13 protein-coding genes are annotated in these 15,068 nt (G+C 66.1%); 9 read left to right on the top strand and 4 right to left on the bottom strand.

Annotated elements, in window-relative coordinates; all coding sequences use genetic code 11:
* Positions 1–27: 27 nt before the first annotated feature.
* Positions 28–462, top strand: coding sequence for a CBS domain-containing protein (locus AB431_RS20065; protein ID WP_047333623.1), 435 nt, complete (start codon positions 28–30; stop codon positions 460–462).
* Between the two features lie 55 nt (positions 463–517).
* On the opposite strand, the gene AB431_RS20060 is transcribed toward AB431_RS20065, so the two are convergent.
* Positions 518–1,114, bottom strand: a complete 597-nt coding sequence (locus AB431_RS20060) for a type II toxin-antitoxin system PemK/MazF family toxin (RefSeq protein ID WP_144418315.1) — start codon at positions 1,112–1,114, stop codon at positions 518–520.
* On the opposite strand from AB431_RS20060, the gene lepA reads away from it, so the two are divergent.
* The 8 genes from lepA (at position 1,103) to AB431_RS20020 (ending at position 11,384) form a co-directional block, all read left to right on the top strand.
* On the top strand, positions 1,103–3,091 hold the full coding sequence (gene lepA / locus AB431_RS20055; RefSeq protein WP_369803076.1) for a translation elongation factor 4: 1,989 nt from the start codon (positions 1,103–1,105) through the stop codon (positions 3,089–3,091). The genes AB431_RS20060 and lepA overlap by 12 nt on opposite strands.
* 59 nt (positions 3,092–3,150) lie before the next feature.
* Complete coding sequence (locus tag AB431_RS20050) at positions 3,151–3,849, top strand: sensor domain-containing protein (RefSeq protein WP_047331408.1); 699 nt, start codon at positions 3,151–3,153, stop codon at positions 3,847–3,849.
* Between the two features lie 39 nt (positions 3,850–3,888).
* Positions 3,889–4,602, top strand: a complete 714-nt coding sequence (locus AB431_RS20045) for a sensor domain-containing protein (RefSeq protein WP_047331407.1) — start codon at positions 3,889–3,891, stop codon at positions 4,600–4,602.
* 86 nt (positions 4,603–4,688) lie between these two features.
* Positions 4,689–5,996 carry an NtaA/DmoA family FMN-dependent monooxygenase gene (locus AB431_RS20040; RefSeq protein WP_047331406.1) on the top strand — a complete coding sequence of 436 codons (1,308 nt, stop codon included), beginning with the start codon at positions 4,689–4,691 and terminating at the stop codon, positions 5,994–5,996.
* On the top strand, positions 5,993–7,378 hold the full coding sequence (locus AB431_RS20035) for an LLM class flavin-dependent oxidoreductase (RefSeq protein WP_047331405.1): 1,386 nt from the start codon (positions 5,993–5,995) through the stop codon (positions 7,376–7,378). Before AB431_RS20040 ends, AB431_RS20035 begins: the two co-directional genes overlap by 4 nt.
* 109 nt (positions 7,379–7,487) lie before the next feature.
* Positions 7,488–9,008, top strand: coding sequence for an APC family permease (locus AB431_RS20030; RefSeq protein ID WP_047331404.1), 1,521 nt, complete (start codon positions 7,488–7,490; stop codon positions 9,006–9,008).
* Positions 9,009–9,162: 154 nt separating this feature from the next.
* Positions 9,163–10,152, top strand: coding sequence for an N-acetyltransferase (locus tag AB431_RS20025; protein WP_047331403.1), 990 nt, complete (start codon positions 9,163–9,165; stop codon positions 10,150–10,152).
* Positions 10,149–11,384, top strand: a complete 1,236-nt coding sequence (locus AB431_RS20020; protein WP_047331402.1) for an acyl-CoA dehydrogenase family protein — start codon at positions 10,149–10,151, stop codon at positions 11,382–11,384. The genes AB431_RS20025 and AB431_RS20020 overlap by 4 nt, the downstream gene beginning before the upstream one ends.
* Before the next feature lie 22 nt (positions 11,385–11,406).
* Here AB431_RS20020 and AB431_RS20015 read toward each other — a convergent pair whose 3' ends face one another.
* From AB431_RS20015 to AB431_RS20005, 3 genes are read right to left on the bottom strand one after another with little or no spacing between them, the layout of a single operon-like run.
* Positions 11,407–12,753, bottom strand: coding sequence for a rhodanese-like domain-containing protein (locus tag AB431_RS20015; RefSeq protein WP_047331401.1), 1,347 nt, complete (start codon positions 12,751–12,753; stop codon positions 11,407–11,409).
* A 37-nt stretch (positions 12,754–12,790) separates the two neighbouring features.
* Positions 12,791–14,248, bottom strand: coding sequence for an FAD/NAD(P)-binding protein (locus AB431_RS20010; protein ID WP_235435711.1), 1,458 nt, complete (start codon positions 14,246–14,248; stop codon positions 12,791–12,793).
* A gap of 47 nt (positions 14,249–14,295) precedes the next feature.
* Positions 14,296–14,886, bottom strand: coding sequence for a rhodanese-like domain-containing protein (locus AB431_RS20005; protein ID WP_047331400.1), 591 nt, complete (start codon positions 14,884–14,886; stop codon positions 14,296–14,298).
* Between the last annotated feature and the right edge of the window lie 182 nt (positions 14,887–15,068).

The following is a 15,068-nucleotide window of genomic DNA, read 5'->3' as shown; positions in this document are numbered from 1 at the left end:
TGTGACATCCATCACAAGGAGGTGGCGATGCGTATCGCCGACATCCTTCGCGGCAAGGGAGCGACGGTGGCCACGGTCACCGAGACCACCACGGTCACCGGCCTGTTGGCCGAGCTGGTCATCCACAACATCGGCGCGATGGTCGTGGTCGGCCCCGACGGCGGCGTGGTGGGCATCGTCTCGGAGCGCGATGTCGTGCGCAAACTGCACGACCACGGCCCTGACCTGCTTCGCAGTCCCGTCGCGGACATCATGAGCAAGGTCCTGGTGACGTGCTCACCCGACGACCCAATCGACGATCTGAGCGCCCTGATGACGAACAACCGCGTCCGGCACGTGCCGGTGATGCAGGGCGGGAAGCTGGCCGGCATCGTCAGCATCGGCGACGTGGTGAAGAACCGGATGGAACAGCTGCAGGCCGAGCAGCAGCAACTGCAGGCCTACATCACCCAAGGCGGTTAGCCGCGCTTCTCCTCGGGCTCCGCACACTCCGCCCGCATCGGCGCCACGGCGGCGGCTAGCTCCAGGAGTATTCGGCGCGCAGCCGGGCTGCGACGAGCTCGAACGTCGGGCGGTCCAGGATCGCGCCCTCGCGACGGATGCCCTCCTCGGGAACGTCGAGCACGCGGTCCAGCCGCACCCAGCTGGGGCGGCCGTCGTAATCCCAGCCGCCCGTGCCGATCGCGATCCAGTTCCGGTCTCCTGCGTGGTGGTCCTGGCTGGACAGCATCAGGCCCAGCAGCGTGCGTCGGTCCCGGCCGACCACCAGCACCGGGCGGTCCTTGCCCCTGGTGGGGTCATCCTCGTAGACCACCCAGGTCCAGACCACCTCGCCGGGGTCGGCACGACCGTCGAGATCGGGCGCATAGACCAGCCGGCGGGCGCGGTGCGCGGTGGGGACGCTGTTGTTGGTCACCGGCCGGCCTGCGGTGATCGCGGCGGGCTGATCGGGGGCGACGGTGCTGGCTGCCAGCACTTCGATGCCCAATCTGAGGCCCTGCTGGATGGTCCGCGGCACGGCCTGCGGTATCGGCAGCTGCCGAATGAACTTGGGCGCCTCGTTGAACACGAGGTGCTCTGCGATCCTCTGGAACGTCCTCCACTGCGACGCCATTCTCGACAGCATAGGCGGAACGCGACCGGCCCGTGGCGCGCGATTGTGTCCCGGAGGGCCCCAGTCGATACCCTGGAGAAACCCGAGGGCCCCCTCGAAGCACGACCCGACCAGGAGATTCCCATCAGCAGCTTCGCCGACAAGACTTTCACTGCGCCGGCGCAGATTCGGAACTTCTGCATCATCGCTCACATCGATCATGGGAAGTCCACGCTGGCCGACCGGATGCTCGGCATCACCGGTGTGGTCGCCGACCGCGACATGCGTGCCCAGTACCTCGATCGGATGGATATCGAGCGTGAACGCGGCATCACGATCAAGGCCCAGAACGTGCGCCTGCCGTGGAAAGTCGGGGACACCGATTACGTCCTGCATTTAATTGACACGCCTGGCCATGTTGATTTCACCTACGAGGTGTCGCGTGCGCTCGAGGCCTGCGAGGGGGCGGTGTTGCTGGTGGATGCCGCCCAGGGCATCGAGGCGCAGACGCTGGCCAACCTCTACCTCGCGCTGGACCGGGACCTGACGATCATCCCCGTGCTCAACAAGATCGACCTGCCCGCCGCCGACCCGGAGCGCTACGCCGCCGAGATCGCCCACATCATCGGCTGCGAGCCGGGCGACGTGCTCCGGGTTTCCGGCAAGACCGGTGAGGGTGTGTCCGAGTTGCTCGACGAGGTGGTCCGGCTGATCCCGGCGCCGGTCGGGGAAGCCGACGCTCCCGCGCGGGCGATGATCTTCGATTCGGTCTACGACATCTATCGCGGCGTCGTGACGTACGTCCGCGTGGTGGACGGCAGGCTCACTCCGCGCGAGCGGATCAAGATGATGTCCACCGGCGCCACCCACGAACTTCTCGAAGTCGGCATCGTCTCGCCCGAGCCCAAACCCAGTGACGGCCTTGGCGTCGGTGAGGTTGGCTATCTCATCACCGGTGTCAAGGATGTGCGCCAGTCGAAGGTCGGTGACACTGTGACCACCGCCCGGCACGGCGCCACCGAGGCGCTGACCGGCTATCGCGAACCCAAGCCGATGGTGTACTCCGGGCTGTATCCGGTCGACGGTTCCGACTACCCGAATCTGCGTGAGGCACTGGACAAGCTGCAGCTCAATGACGCGGCGCTGACCTACGAGCCGGAGACATCGGTGGCGCTGGGATTCGGGTTCCGGTGCGGCTTCCTCGGCCTGCTGCACATGGAGATCACCCGCGAACGGCTCGAGCGCGAGTTCGACCTGGACCTGATCTCCACCTCGCCCAACGTCGTGTACCGGGTGATCAAGGATGACGGGACCGAATTGATCGTGACCAACCCGTCGGACTGGCCCGAGGGCAAGGTGCGCGAGGTCTACGAGCCGGTGGTGAAGACCACGATCATCTCGCCAAGCGAGTTCATCGGCACGATCATGGAGCTGTGCCAGTCCCGGCGCGGCGAACTCGGTGGGATGGACTACCTTTCGCCGGAACGCGTCGAGCTGCGCTACACGATGCCGCTGGGCGAGATCATCTTCGACTTCTTCGATTCGCTGAAGTCACGCACGCGGGGTTATGCCAGCCTGGATTACGAGGAGGCCGGCGAGCAGGAGGCCGCACTGGTCAAGGTGGACATCCTGTTGCAGGGCGAGGCCGTTGACGCGTTCAGTGCGATCGTGCACAAGGATTCCGCGCAGGCTTATGGCAACAAGATGACCACCAAGCTCAAGGAGCTGATCCCGCGCCAGCAGTTCGAGGTGCCGGTACAGGCCGCGATCGGGTCGAAAATCATTGCCCGCGAGAACATCCGGGCCATTCGCAAGGACGTGCTCGCGAAGTGCTACGGCGGCGACATCACCCGTAAGCGGAAGCTGCTGGAGAAGCAGAAAGAGGGCAAGAAGCGGATGAAGACGATCGGGCGGGTCGACGTACCCCAGGAAGCCTTCGTCGCCGCGCTGTCCACCGACGCCGGCAGCGACAAGGCCGGCGACAAGGCCAAGAAATAGGGGGCTTCATCACACGCGACCACGCTGTCGTTCGGGGGCGATCGATTGCCGGTGCCGTGATGGCCATCGCTGTGCTGGCGAGTTGTTCCAGCACGGTCGACGGCTCCGCGGCGCGGCCAGACCAGAACGTTGTACTGCGCGATCTCACCGAGGTGTTGCCCACTGGTGCAGAGGCCAGTCGAGCAGCGGGAAACCAGTTGTCCGACAGTGAATCTCCCACTGTCGGAGGGATCGACGTCCTGCCCAACGGAATTCGCGACGACGCCGCCGCCAACCCCATCGAATGTCTGGGACCCGCCACGCCATTCATGCGCGTGGTGTACGAGGTGGGTGATGTGCGCCGGGCCGCCTGGCAGGAATTCTCGAACTTTGGCGGCGGCCAGACCGTTTCCAGCATGGATGCCGGTGTTGTCCAATTCGCGTCCGATACCGAAGCGCAACGAATGTTCGGTGCTTTCGTCAGCCAATGGAAGGCGTGCGAAGGCAAGACGGTGCGCTCGGCACTACCCGGCCCGGCAGGCGCCGAAATGCGCCAGAAGATCACCGACGTGAGAGTCGATGGTCCCGTGTTGTCGGCGACGGTGATCAACTCCGACAACCAAGGGGACGCCACCTTCCCCACCGAGCGGGCCATCGGGCTGGCCGCCGACTGCGTCGTCGACGTGGACGCCGCCGTCACCGGCGGCCAGCGGCGCGCCATGGGCCGCGCTGCCGGCCTGGCCAGGACCATGCTGGAGAAGATCACTCACGGTCGATGATCCGCCGTTGAGCCCCCGGGACGGGCATGCCGGGGGACAATGTCGACCGTGAGCTGCGCGTCCGTGTTCTGCACCGCCGTACTGGTCGGCGCGACGTTATCGGGATGTGTGTCCACTGTGGGCGGCACGGCATTGCGCGGGGAGCCCGCGAGCCCTGCCTCTTCTGGCGTCCCCATACTCACCGAATCCGACCTCGACCGGGTGCTGCTCACGGCAGGCGAGGTGAACGGGGTCATGGGTGCCACCGGGATCCGGGTGACCGCGTCCTCGCAGAACATGAGCGACAACTCCGACGGGGTCTCGGATGTCGACTGCCTCGGCGCGATCTATGGCGCCGAACAGTTGGTCTACCAGGGCAGTGGTTGGTCCGCTCTACGCGATGAAGTGCTCCAGGAGCCCTCCGGCGACAATGCTCACTGGGTCGAACAGATCGCGGTGCTCTTCCCGTCGACCGAGAAGGCGAATGCGTTCGTCGACAAGTCCCGCACCATCTGGCAGAAGTGCGGCGGCACCTCGATCGACATCGACAACTCCGACGTCCACTCCACCTGGAAGATCGACCAGCCTGATGCGGGCGGCGACATCCTGACCCAGGTTTCCACCCAGCGCAACGCCGGCGGATGGGGGTGCCAGCACGCGCTCACCACGGCGTCCAACGTGGTCATCGAAGCGTGGGCGTGTAGCGACTCGATTGCCGATGAGGCAAGGGTGATCGCGTCGGACATGATGAAGAACGCGGCCAAGAAGAAGTAGTCTTCCTGCTTCCCCCTGGGCGGCAATTCAATTCGGCGCGGGTTTAATCGGTGTGTGCGGGGGCGGACCGGTCCTAGGCTGCCTGGGTGGCCCGTGAAGTGCACCTCCTGGCTTTCGGCAGCACCCGCTCTGCGGGTCCGTGGCGACACCCGGACATCGACAACAGCACCGCGGCCGTGCGCCGGCGGCTGATCGAGCGTGCCCGGATCGCGGAGAAGGGAACCTTCGACGCGCTGTTCTTCTCCGACGGTCTCAACTTCGGCCCACCGGAAACGTGGCCGTACAAGACAACTGAGGACTTCGAACCGCTGACGGCGACGGCGGCGCTGTCGTCGGTGACCGACCACATCGGCTTGGTCGTCACCGGCTCGGCGACCCTGGCACATCCGTATCACCTTGCCCGGCAGCTGTTGTCGCTTGACCACCTCAGCGGCGGCCGGGCCGGGTGGAACCTGGTCACCAGCTTCGCCGCCGCGGCGGCGGCCAACTTCAGCGACAGGGGAGTGATCGAGCACGATATCCGCTACGAGATCGCCGACGAGGCGATCGAGTTGGTGAAGAAGTTGTGGGACGGCTGGGGCCCAGACACCATCATTGAGGATCGTGTAAGGGGAATCTTCAACGACATCAATGCGATTCAGGTCGCCAACCACCACGGCACGTACTTCGATGTCGCCGGACCGATCGGCGCGGCCCGGTCGGCGCAGGGCCGGCCGGTGATCTTCCAGGCGGGATCCTCCCCGCGGGGAACGCAGTTTGCCGCGCGGCACGCCGAAGTCATCTTCACCGGGCAGGGCACCATCGCCCGCGCGCAGGAGTTCTACCGCCAGGTCCACGCCGAGGCCGCTCGGGCCGAGCGCCCGGCGCCACTGATCACCCCGTCGCTGCGGTTCCTCGTCGGCTCGACTGAGGATGAGGTTCGCCGGATCGAGCGATCGGCGTTCGAATACTTCAGTCCCGAGTACCAGGCCGGCTGGCTGCTCGAGGTGGATGTCGACGTGGTCGGTGCCGATCTGGATGGTCCGGTGCCCGATTCGGCGTTTCCCGACAACACCGAAACACACCAGACCGCGCTGGCGGGTTACCGAGCGTTGGCCCGGGACGGCAACCCGACGGTGCGGGAGTTCCTGTACCGCACCATCAATGGCTGGGGTGCCCAGGTCATCGGCACACCCGAACAGATCGCCGACGAGATCGAGGCGTGGTTCGAATCGAACGCGGCCGACGGTTTCGTGTTGACCGACTCCGGGCTGCCCGGACAGCTCACCGATTTCGTCGAGCAGGTGGTCCCGGTCCTTCGCAAGCGCGGGCTGTTTCGCCACGAGTACACCGGCGCGACGCTGCGGGCGCATCTCGGACTGCCGGTCCCGCAACGTCAGGAGCTGTCGGCATGACCCGGTCACCGTTCATCCTGTCGGCGTTCTCGATGTCGACGGTGTCGCACGGCAACTTCGGCCTGTGGCGCCATCCCGAGGACCGCACCGCGCAGTACACCAGCCTGCGGTATTGGGTCGACCTGGCGCGACTGCTCGACGAGGGTGGATTTGACCTGCTGTTCATCGCCGACGCGGTCGGCCAGCTCGACGTGTTCGGCGGCAGCGCGGATGCCGCCCTCACCCACGGCGTGCAGACCCCGGTGACCGACCCGTTGCTCGCCGTGTCGGCGATGGCTGCCGCGACCCGGCGGCTGGGCTTCGGGATCACGGTTTCCACCACCTACGAGAGTCCCTACCTGCTGGCCCGGAAGTTCAGCACGCTCGACCATCTCACCGGCGGGCGGATCGGCTGGAACATCGTCACCTCGCTACTGGACAGCGCTGCCCGCAACATCATCGGCCGGCAGCGCCAGATCCCGCACGACGAGCGCTACGCCATCGCCCAGGAATTCCTCGACGTCACCTACAAGCTGTGGGAGGGCTCCTGGGAGGACGGCGCCGTGGTGCGCGACCGCGCGGCCGGGGTGTTCACCGATGCGACCAAGGTGCACCCGATCGGCCACGAGGGCCGGTATTTCAGTGTGCCGGGCGCGCATCTGGTAGAGCCGTCGCCTCAGCGGACACCGGTTCTTTTCCAGGCCGGATCATCGACCTCTGGCCGGGAATTCGCGGCCCGCAACGCCGAGATCGTGTTCGTATCGGACCCACGGCCCACCGTCGTGCGGGCCCGGGTGGACGATGTGCGCCGCCGGGCGGTCGAGCACGGACGCAGCCCGGACTCGGTGCGGTTCCTGAGCTCGGTCGAGATCGTCGTCGACAGCACGCAGCGCGCCGCGCAAGCCAAGGCGGACGAATTGTCGCGCTACACCGATCTGGAAGGCGGCCTGGTGCTGCTGTCCGCGCTGAGCGGTGTGGACTGGTCCACCTACGGTGTGGACCGTCCGATCGAGCAGTTCGAGACCGAGGCCTCACAATCCATCCTGGCCACCGTGGACGACTCCGATGGGCTTCGGCGGCGGATCACCCTGCGCGACTACGTCGGTCGGCTCGGTGGTTTCGGCGGCCCGCTGTTCATCGGTGATGCTGCGACCGTTGCCGACGGTCTGACCGACTTCGCTGAGCGCACCGGCATCGACGGCTTCAACATCGCCTATCACGTGACGCCAGGCAGCTTCGCCGACGTCGTCGATCATCTCATTCCCGAGTTGCGGCGCCGCGGGCTGGCCGGCACCGAGCAGGCGGGCACTCTTCGGCAGCGGCTGTTTCCCACCGGCTCGGCGCTGCTGCCCGACGAGCACCCCGGTGCGGCTCCGCGGAAAAGAATCTCCGCGATCCGATAACTGACGCCGGACGCAAGTTTCCGGCACCGTATCCGATACACACGTTAAATCCCTGTGCGCCAAGCGAATGCATGGTCTTGCTGGTGCACGCGGGCAGGAAGGTCCCAATATGTCCACACCACAACTCGGCCTCGGTGGCCGCTCATTGACGTCGGCGGATTCGACCGGCCTGGAGCGAGAAGCATTGGGGCCGTGGGGCGTTTTTGCCCAGGGCCTGGCAGCGGCGGCGCCGAGCGTTGCCGTGGCCGTCGTCCCGTACTCGCTGTTCGTCGCTGCCGGCAAGGGTGCCTCCTGGGCGGTCCTCGTGGGATTGGCGCTGACCATCCTGATCGCGACGACGATCAGCTTTCAGGCCAAGCGGACCGTGTCGTCGGGCTCGCTGGGCACTTACACCGGTAACGGTCTGGGACCGGGCTTCGCCTATGCGGCGGGCTTCAGCCTGCTGCTCGGCTACATCGGCTTCGCGATCACCGGCACCCTCGGCGGCGTACTGTACCTCGACTCATTCCTGGAATCCCTCGGATTGGGCACGCAGGCAACGTGGTTCCGCCTGCTGCTGGTAATCGCGGTGGTGGCCGCAGCGACGTATCTCCCGTTCCGCGGTGTCGCGATCGCCGCCAAATACGAGCTGGCCTTCGAGGTGCTGGCGATCGCCTCGATCCTGGTGATCATCGTTGCCTCCTACATCAGCTACGGGTTCCACATCGACACCGAGCAGTTCAACCTGGCACACCTGGGGTCGAGCACGACCTTCATCGCCGCGGTCACCGCGGTCGGCTCCTATGCGGGCTTCGAGAGTGTCGCCTCGCTGGGCGCGGAAGCCAAGAACGCGCATCAGAACATCGCCCGGTCCCTGCTGCGGGTCGTGCTGCTGATCGGTGTGCTCTACATCTTCGCTACCTACCCGCAGATCCTGCACTTCGGTGACATCGACGGTGACAAGGCGGTGCTGCCACAGCTGGCCGACGTGACCGGGGTGCCGTGGGTCAACTACCTGGTCAGTGCGGCAGTGGCCATCGCATTCATCGTGTTCGTCACCGCGGTCACCACCGCGGCCGCCCGCTCATTGTTCACCCTGGCGCACGAAGGAGCGCTGCCGAAGGCGCTGACCAGAGTGCACGCCAAGCACAAGACCCCCTGGGTGGGCATCGTGCTGGTTGGCGGACTGGCGTTGGTGTTCTCGGTGACAGCCACCTTCAGCTCGGTGGGCCGGCTGGTATTCGACGTCTACGGTGGCTACGTCGCAAACTGGGGCTTCCTGGTGAGCTACCTGCTGGTTGTCATCGCCACCCCGATCTGGCTGCGAAAGATCAAGGCGCTGAACACGACTCGATTGGTCGTATCGGTCGCCGCCACGCTGGGGATCGGCTACGTGATCTTTTCCAACTTCTATCCGGTGCCCGAATTCCCGTTCAACATATTGCCGTTCGTCTTCTTCGGGCTGCTGTTCGTCGGTCTGCTCTGGTACTGGTACCTGCGTAAGACCCGCCCGGAGGTCGCGGCCCGGCTCGGCAGCATCCAGACGCTGTCGGAGGCCGAGCAGCAGCGGCTCATCGACGAGGGAATCCTCGACGTGCTCAGCCACGAGGCCGTGCAGCCGGACCGCGACAAGGAGGCGGTGGCGCCATGAGACGGCTGGGACGACTCGCCTCGATGCTTCGCGCCGGCTTGGTCCGGGCGAGCACACCGGCCGTAGCCGGCTCGGCACGGTCTGAGTTCGCACTGACGTGGCTGAACGAGGCGACGCTGGTCGGTATTTCGGTGCCGCCACCAAGGAGTAACCGATGACCGTGCTCGTTACCCGCGACACCGGACACTGGTCGGTGACACCGGTCGACACCATCGACCATCCACCGATCGCGGATTTCCTCGCCACCACCCACGGGCTGAGTGGCCGCAAGTTCGGCGCCGACTCCCGCGACGTCGCCGAGCAACTCGCCTCGGCGTTCGAGGCGACGGTGCTGCGCGATGGTCTCCGACGGGTGCGCGGCTACGCCGCGGTCCATCACCCACATGGCGGCGAGCGTGAGGTCATCGGCGACATCGTGATCGATCCCGGCGTCCCGTCCGACATCATCGACGACGTCGTCGCGACGGTGGTGGACCGGTTTCACCGTGAGTCGGCAAACCTTCCCGGCGCGTACCTGCGGGTGATCATCGGGGCCAACCAGCCCGCGGCGATCGATGCGCTCACCCGCCGCGGTGCGGTCCGCGAAGCCGAATTCATCCGCACCCGCAAGCCCCTGCACGGTGAGGACCGCGGGGCGCTGGAACGGGCCGGCGCACCCGGGATCACCGTGATCAGCTGGCCGGAAGTCACGAAAAGGGGCCTGGGTGAACAGGTCCGCCGGTTGCAGCACAGCACTTTCGAAGAGCACTTCGGAAACATGTCCAAGAGCCCGGAGGACTGGGAGCACCACATAACCAGCCGGGCGTTCACGCCCGACTTCAGCAATGCCGCACTCGACGAGTCGGGCGAGGTTGTCGGGTATGTGCTCGGCTCGACGTTCACGTCGGGAGTCGCGGGCGCGCAGGAGATCAGTGCGCATACCGATTACATCGGTGTGCGACCGGACCTGCGCAGGCACGGGCTGGGGGAACTGCTGCTGAAGAAGACCTGGCTCGCTGCGTTGCGGCGCGGGCTGACCGTCGCCTCGCTGGGCACCGATATCAACAACCGCAGCAAGGCTCATCTTCTCTATCGCCGCCTCGGGTACGTCGCGGTCGAGGAGCAGTACTCCTATCGGATCGACGCGGCAGGGCCGGGACAATGAGCACACCGACGACGTATCTGGCCGAGCCGACCGCCTCCGACGACGGGCTGTTCTCCGTATTCAGGCCGGTGTTCGACAAGATCGCCCAAGGCAACCTCGAACGGGAACGAGACCGGGTGTTCCCGCACGAGCAGGTGCGCTGGCTGGTCGACGCAGACTTCGGCTTGCTCCGAATCCCAACTGTCCATGGTGGATTCGGGGCGTCACTGGAGCAGACGTTCGCTCTGCTGGCCGAACTGGCGCAGGCCGACCCCAACGTCGCGCACATCTGGCGCAACCACCTGGCTTTCGTGGAGGATCGGCTCAACGCGCCCCGCTCGGACGCAGGTGACACGTGGATCAAACGATTCCGGGACGGTGAATTCGTCGGCGGTGGGTGGACCGAGGCCAATAACGTGACCTTGGCCAACCTGACCACGAGCATCAAAGCCGAAGGTGACCACTGGGTGGTCAGCGGTGCGAAATACTATGCCACCGGCAGCCTTTACGCAGACTGGCTCGATGTGCTCGGACGTGGCGATGACGGCGAGTTGCTGACGGCGCTGGTCCGTCGAGACGACGCGGGGGTGACCCTCGTCGACGACTGGGAGGGTTTCGGCCAGCGCACGACCGCAAGCGGTACCGCCCGCTATGAGCGGGCCCGCGCTGACCGCGGCGACGTGTTCCCGGCGACCGACCGCTTCGGCTATCAGGCGCACTTCTATCAGACCGCCATGCATGCGGTGCTCACCGGGATCACGAAAGCCGCTCTGCGCGATGGCTCAATCGCTCTGGCCGAGCGAATCCGCAATTACCCGCAGGGGCTCACGACGGTACCCGCGGTCGATCCGCAGCTGCTGCAGGTGATCGGCGAGGTGTCGGCTGATGTGTTCGCCGCAGAGGCGGCGTTGGCGCGCAGCACCGCCACGCTGGATCGGATCGTCGAGGGCCGACTCGCCGGTGACGAACCGGGCGCGCGGCGCAGACTCATCGATGCGGCGGTCGCCGTCGACCAGGCTCAGCTGGTGATCATCGAGGCGGCCCTGTCAGCCACCACCCGGATCTTCGATGCGCTCGGTGCCTCCGGGGTGTCGGAGAAGCGGGGCCTGGACAGGCATTGGAAGAACGCCCGAACGCTGGCATCGCACAATCCGCGCGTCTACAAGGCACGCATCATCGGCGACTGGCTGATCAACAGCGCTGACCCAGTTGCCGACCTGGCTTCACTCGGACGCGGGGGCCAGGGGAACTAGGCGCTCGCCGCACGGCCGGGTGTCACTCGAGTATCGGATCTGCCGCGTTCTCGAACTCGTCGTCGACCAGAACGACGTCGCGGCCCCGTGCGTCGAGCAGCGACGCCGCGATGGATGCGCGGTATCCCGTCGCGCAGTGCACCCACACCTCGCCGGCCGGTAGTTCTTCGATCCGGTCGGCGAGCTCGTGGACCGCGATGTTGAGGGCGCCTCGCACGTGGCCGGCCTGATGCTCGTGGGGCTGGCGCACGTCGACGACGACGATCTCGTTGTCGCCGCTGCGCGCGGTTGCCAACTCGGTGAAGTCTGCCACTCGGTAGGACCGCAGGGCGTGTCCGTCGGCCAAGACGTCCACCGGCTTACTGCTCGCGCCGGTGATGCGGTCGATGCCGATGCGGACGAGTTCTCGCTGTGCGTCGGCGATGTCGTCCTCGCTGTCACCGATGAGGGTCAGCGGAGCGCCCCACGTGTAGAGCCAGCCGACGTAGGCGACGAACGATCCGGACAGCTCGAATCCGAGTGAGCCACCGAGGTGACCGGCGGCGAAAGCCGTCCGGTGCCTCAGGTCGATGACCCACTCCCCGGCGTCGATCCGGCGCCGCAGTTCGGCCGGCTCGACCGGCTCGGGTGGGGATAGGTCTAGCGGGGCGGGTCCCGTTCGGTTGATGACGCCCATGTGTGTGTAATACGCCGGATAGGCCGCAAGACCGGCAAGAAGCTCAGCGACGTAGGTCTGCTCGTCCTGAGTGAGCGCCGGATTGGTCTGTCGCTGTTCACCGATCGTCGACGAGTCGCCGGTGGTGGGCGCCGCCGAGCAGAAGCTGCCGAAACCGTGGGTGGGGTAGACGGCGGCCTCGGCGGGCAGCTCGTCGACGAGTCGGCGGGCTGAATGGAACTGCGCGTGACTGAGCTCCTCGGTGTGCTCGGGGCCGAGCAGATCGGTCCGCCCGGTGCTGCCGTGCAGCAGCGAACCACCGGTAAAGACCGCCGCCGCGTCCGACGCGTCGTCCAAGAGCGCATAACTCACGTGGTGATGGGTGTGGCCGGGAGTGTGGATGGCGCGCAATCGAATCGGGCCGGCGTCCACGATCTCGCCGTCGCTGATCGGGCGTCGCGAATAGTGGACGTCCTCCCCGGCGGGCAGCACATACTCGGCACCGGTGACACGGGCCAGTTCGAGCCCTCCGGTCACGTAGTCATTGTGAATATGGGTCTCCAGCACATGCGTGATGCGCACCCCGCGCTCGCCGGCGACGGCCAGTACCCGGTCGATATCGCGCTGCGGGTCGATGACGACCGCAGTGTCGGCGACACTGATCAGGTAGCTGCGGTCACCTAGTCCAGAGGTCTCGACGATCGACACGTCCATTCTTGCCGGCTCCTCTCCTCATCCCCGACTTGGCCTGTCAGATCATGTATTCCAGCTGCAGCTGGCTTTCCTGTTCGGCGCGCACGCTGCCCAGGATCGTCTCGGCGACGCGCCTGGCTTGCACACGCAATTCCGGTACGGCGATGGTTTCCCAGTAGGTGCCGCGCAGCAGCGGCCCGAGCGCGAGGAGCCACGGAGAACGCTCACCGGTAACGGTCACCGCCGTGTGGTCGGGGTCGACGGCCGCGCCCATATCGGTGTCGTCGGGAGCAATGGCACCGCGGCGCAACAGGTTCTGCAATAACGCTGACCGGGTGGCGGTGAACCGCGTCGAAGGGCCGGTGGCATTGATCACCAGATCACCAAGGACTGGTTCGTCGTCGGCGAGCTCGACGCGGACGCGGTTACCAGCCGGGACGAGCTCGGTGATCGAAGCGGCGTGCACCTGGAGCTGACCGGTGAGCTGGGAACTGGTGATCTGCGCATGGATGTCCGGCGCGATGCGGTGCCGGAACACATTCCAGCGAGCCGCGTACCGCTTCGCGAACGTGATGCGCTCTTCCCGGCTGAAGCCACCCCAGATTCGTTGCGTGTGGGGCCGTAGTTTGTCCACGATGATGGCCGGGTTGGCGTCGAGCTCGTGCAGCGTCGCGCAGTGGCTTTCGATGAGCACAACCAGCTGCTCGAGTCCCAACTCGGCCAGATCGACACCGGCAGGCGGGAATTCCGGGTATTCGATTCCGCGGAAGTGCGCGTGGGGGAACCAGCCGTGCCGGGAGATGGCATGAATGGTGCCCAGCCACCCCAACGCACGCAGCGTGATGATGGCGTCGACGGATGTCAGTCCGGTGCCGAGTAGGACGACGCTGCCGTCGTGTGGTAGGTGTTGTTCCCATGCCCGCCATGGATTTTCGACCCAGGCCGGGTGGCCGGACAGTCGCTCCGAGCCGGGCAGGGGTGCAGGTGGCTCGTTGCCGGTGGCCAAGACGACGCGGTCGGCTTCGATCGCCGTTCCGTCCGCCAAGCGGACGACGCACCCGGTGACGCCGGGCTCGAGGTCGACCACTTCACCGTCGACCAACGTCGATGACGCGAAAGTGCCTTCACCCGGGCTCTGCAGATGATGCTGGGCGATGGACCGCACGTAATCGCCATAGATCTGGCGGGACACGAACTGCTCTCGTAGCTCGATTTCGGGCGTGCGTTCGAATTCCGAGCGGGTGCGCAGCCAGTCCAGGAAGTGGTTCGGCTCATGAGGGAACGCGGACATGTTCCGGGCCGCGACGTTGAGCAGATACTCCGGGCGGCGCAGTCCGTAGGCGACTCCGCGTCCCACCGGGCCGTGGTTGTTGACCACGGTTATCTTGACCGGGTATTCGGTCAGCCGGGCGATGTTGACCGCGGCCATCGTGCCACTGAAACCGCCGCCGACGACCACGATGCGGCCGGGCCGTGACCGCCGCGTCGGCGAATGGCCGGATCCCAGTATCGACACCGGGTGATGATAGGTAGATTTCGGCGGCGTCGTGTCGGGTGCCAAGCTCAACCACCGTCGGCGCGGGTGTGCCCGAGCCGTCTGACGATCCGCGAAGCGTCTGCGGACGGTGTGCGGTTGTAGGGCAGCTTGGACAACGCGGTCCCCATCGCACAGGTGTTGCTGAGGGCTGCATAGGTGAGGCCCGCACCGATGCCGGCAGCCAGCCACTTGAGTTTCGGGATCGCGATGCTGCCCACAACAGAGGTGAGAACGATCGATCCGGCCACCATTCGCACCTGCCGCTCGATCTCCCAGTGCGCGGCACCGCGGTCGACGTCGAGGCCATGGCCTTCCCAACCGAGAATCCCACCTTCGAGTACCGAGCCGGTGGTCAGACCGGCATCGTGCAACAGCTCCGCGGCCTGGGTGGCCCGCTGACCGGACCGGCAGACGAAGACGACATCACCATCGAGCCGGCCGACGACCTCCGAGGTGTGTTCGCGTACGACGTCGAGCGGAACGTTGTACGCGCCGGGAATATGGGCCGTCTCGAATTCGCCGGGCGTGCGGACGTCCAGCAGACGGGGCGGTGCCGGTGAGCCGAGCCGATTCTGCAGTTCGTGCGGACTGACGGTGCCCGCGCCCGGTACGCCCATGGCTCGCTCCTTGTTATGGATGCGTTGTCTGGTACTCCAATACCCCGGTGCGCTCGGGCGTCACCTAGTTCTGCTCACCGTGGATTTTTGTCCCGGGCCAGTCGAGTAATCGGTGAGGCTTCAGTTCGAGCGCATCTCGTTGCAGCGAGCTGGAATCGGATGGGCACTGAATCTGTCCGCCA

It is taken from the genome of Mycobacterium sp. EPa45 (assembly GCF_001021385.1).
Lineage (GTDB): Bacteria > Actinomycetota > Actinomycetes > Mycobacteriales > Mycobacteriaceae > Mycobacterium.
The sequence above is the reverse complement of the archived record's forward strand: the minus strand, read 5'-3'. Positions and strand labels throughout refer to the sequence as shown.

Excerpts from the sequence above, each read along its gene's own strand:
- AB431_RS20025 (WP_047331403.1), top strand. The coding sequence starts at position 9,163 with ATGACCGTGCTCGTTACCCGCGACACCGGACACTGGTCGGTGACACCG.
- AB431_RS20035 (WP_047331405.1), top strand. The coding sequence starts at position 5,993 with ATGACCCGGTCACCGTTCATCCTGTCGGCGTTCTCGATGTCGACGGTG.
- AB431_RS20060 (WP_144418315.1), bottom strand. The coding sequence starts at position 1,114 with ATGGCGTCGCAGTGGAGGACGTTCCAGAGGATCGCAGAGCACCTCGTG.
- AB431_RS20020 (WP_047331402.1), top strand. The coding sequence starts at position 10,149 with ATGAGCACACCGACGACGTATCTGGCCGAGCCGACCGCCTCCGACGAC.
- AB431_RS20045 (WP_047331407.1), top strand. The coding sequence starts at position 3,889 with ATGTCGACCGTGAGCTGCGCGTCCGTGTTCTGCACCGCCGTACTGGTC.
- AB431_RS20015 (WP_047331401.1), bottom strand. The coding sequence starts at position 12,753 with ATGGACGTGTCGATCGTCGAGACCTCTGGACTAGGTGACCGCAGCTAC.
- AB431_RS20005 (WP_047331400.1), bottom strand. The coding sequence starts at position 14,886 with ATGGGCGTACCGGGCGCGGGCACCGTCAGTCCGCACGAACTGCAGAAT.
- AB431_RS20030 (WP_047331404.1), top strand. The coding sequence starts at position 7,488 with ATGTCCACACCACAACTCGGCCTCGGTGGCCGCTCATTGACGTCGGCG.
- AB431_RS20065 (WP_047333623.1), top strand. The coding sequence starts at position 28 with ATGCGTATCGCCGACATCCTTCGCGGCAAGGGAGCGACGGTGGCCACG.
- AB431_RS20050 (WP_047331408.1), top strand. The coding sequence starts at position 3,151 with ATGGCCATCGCTGTGCTGGCGAGTTGTTCCAGCACGGTCGACGGCTCC.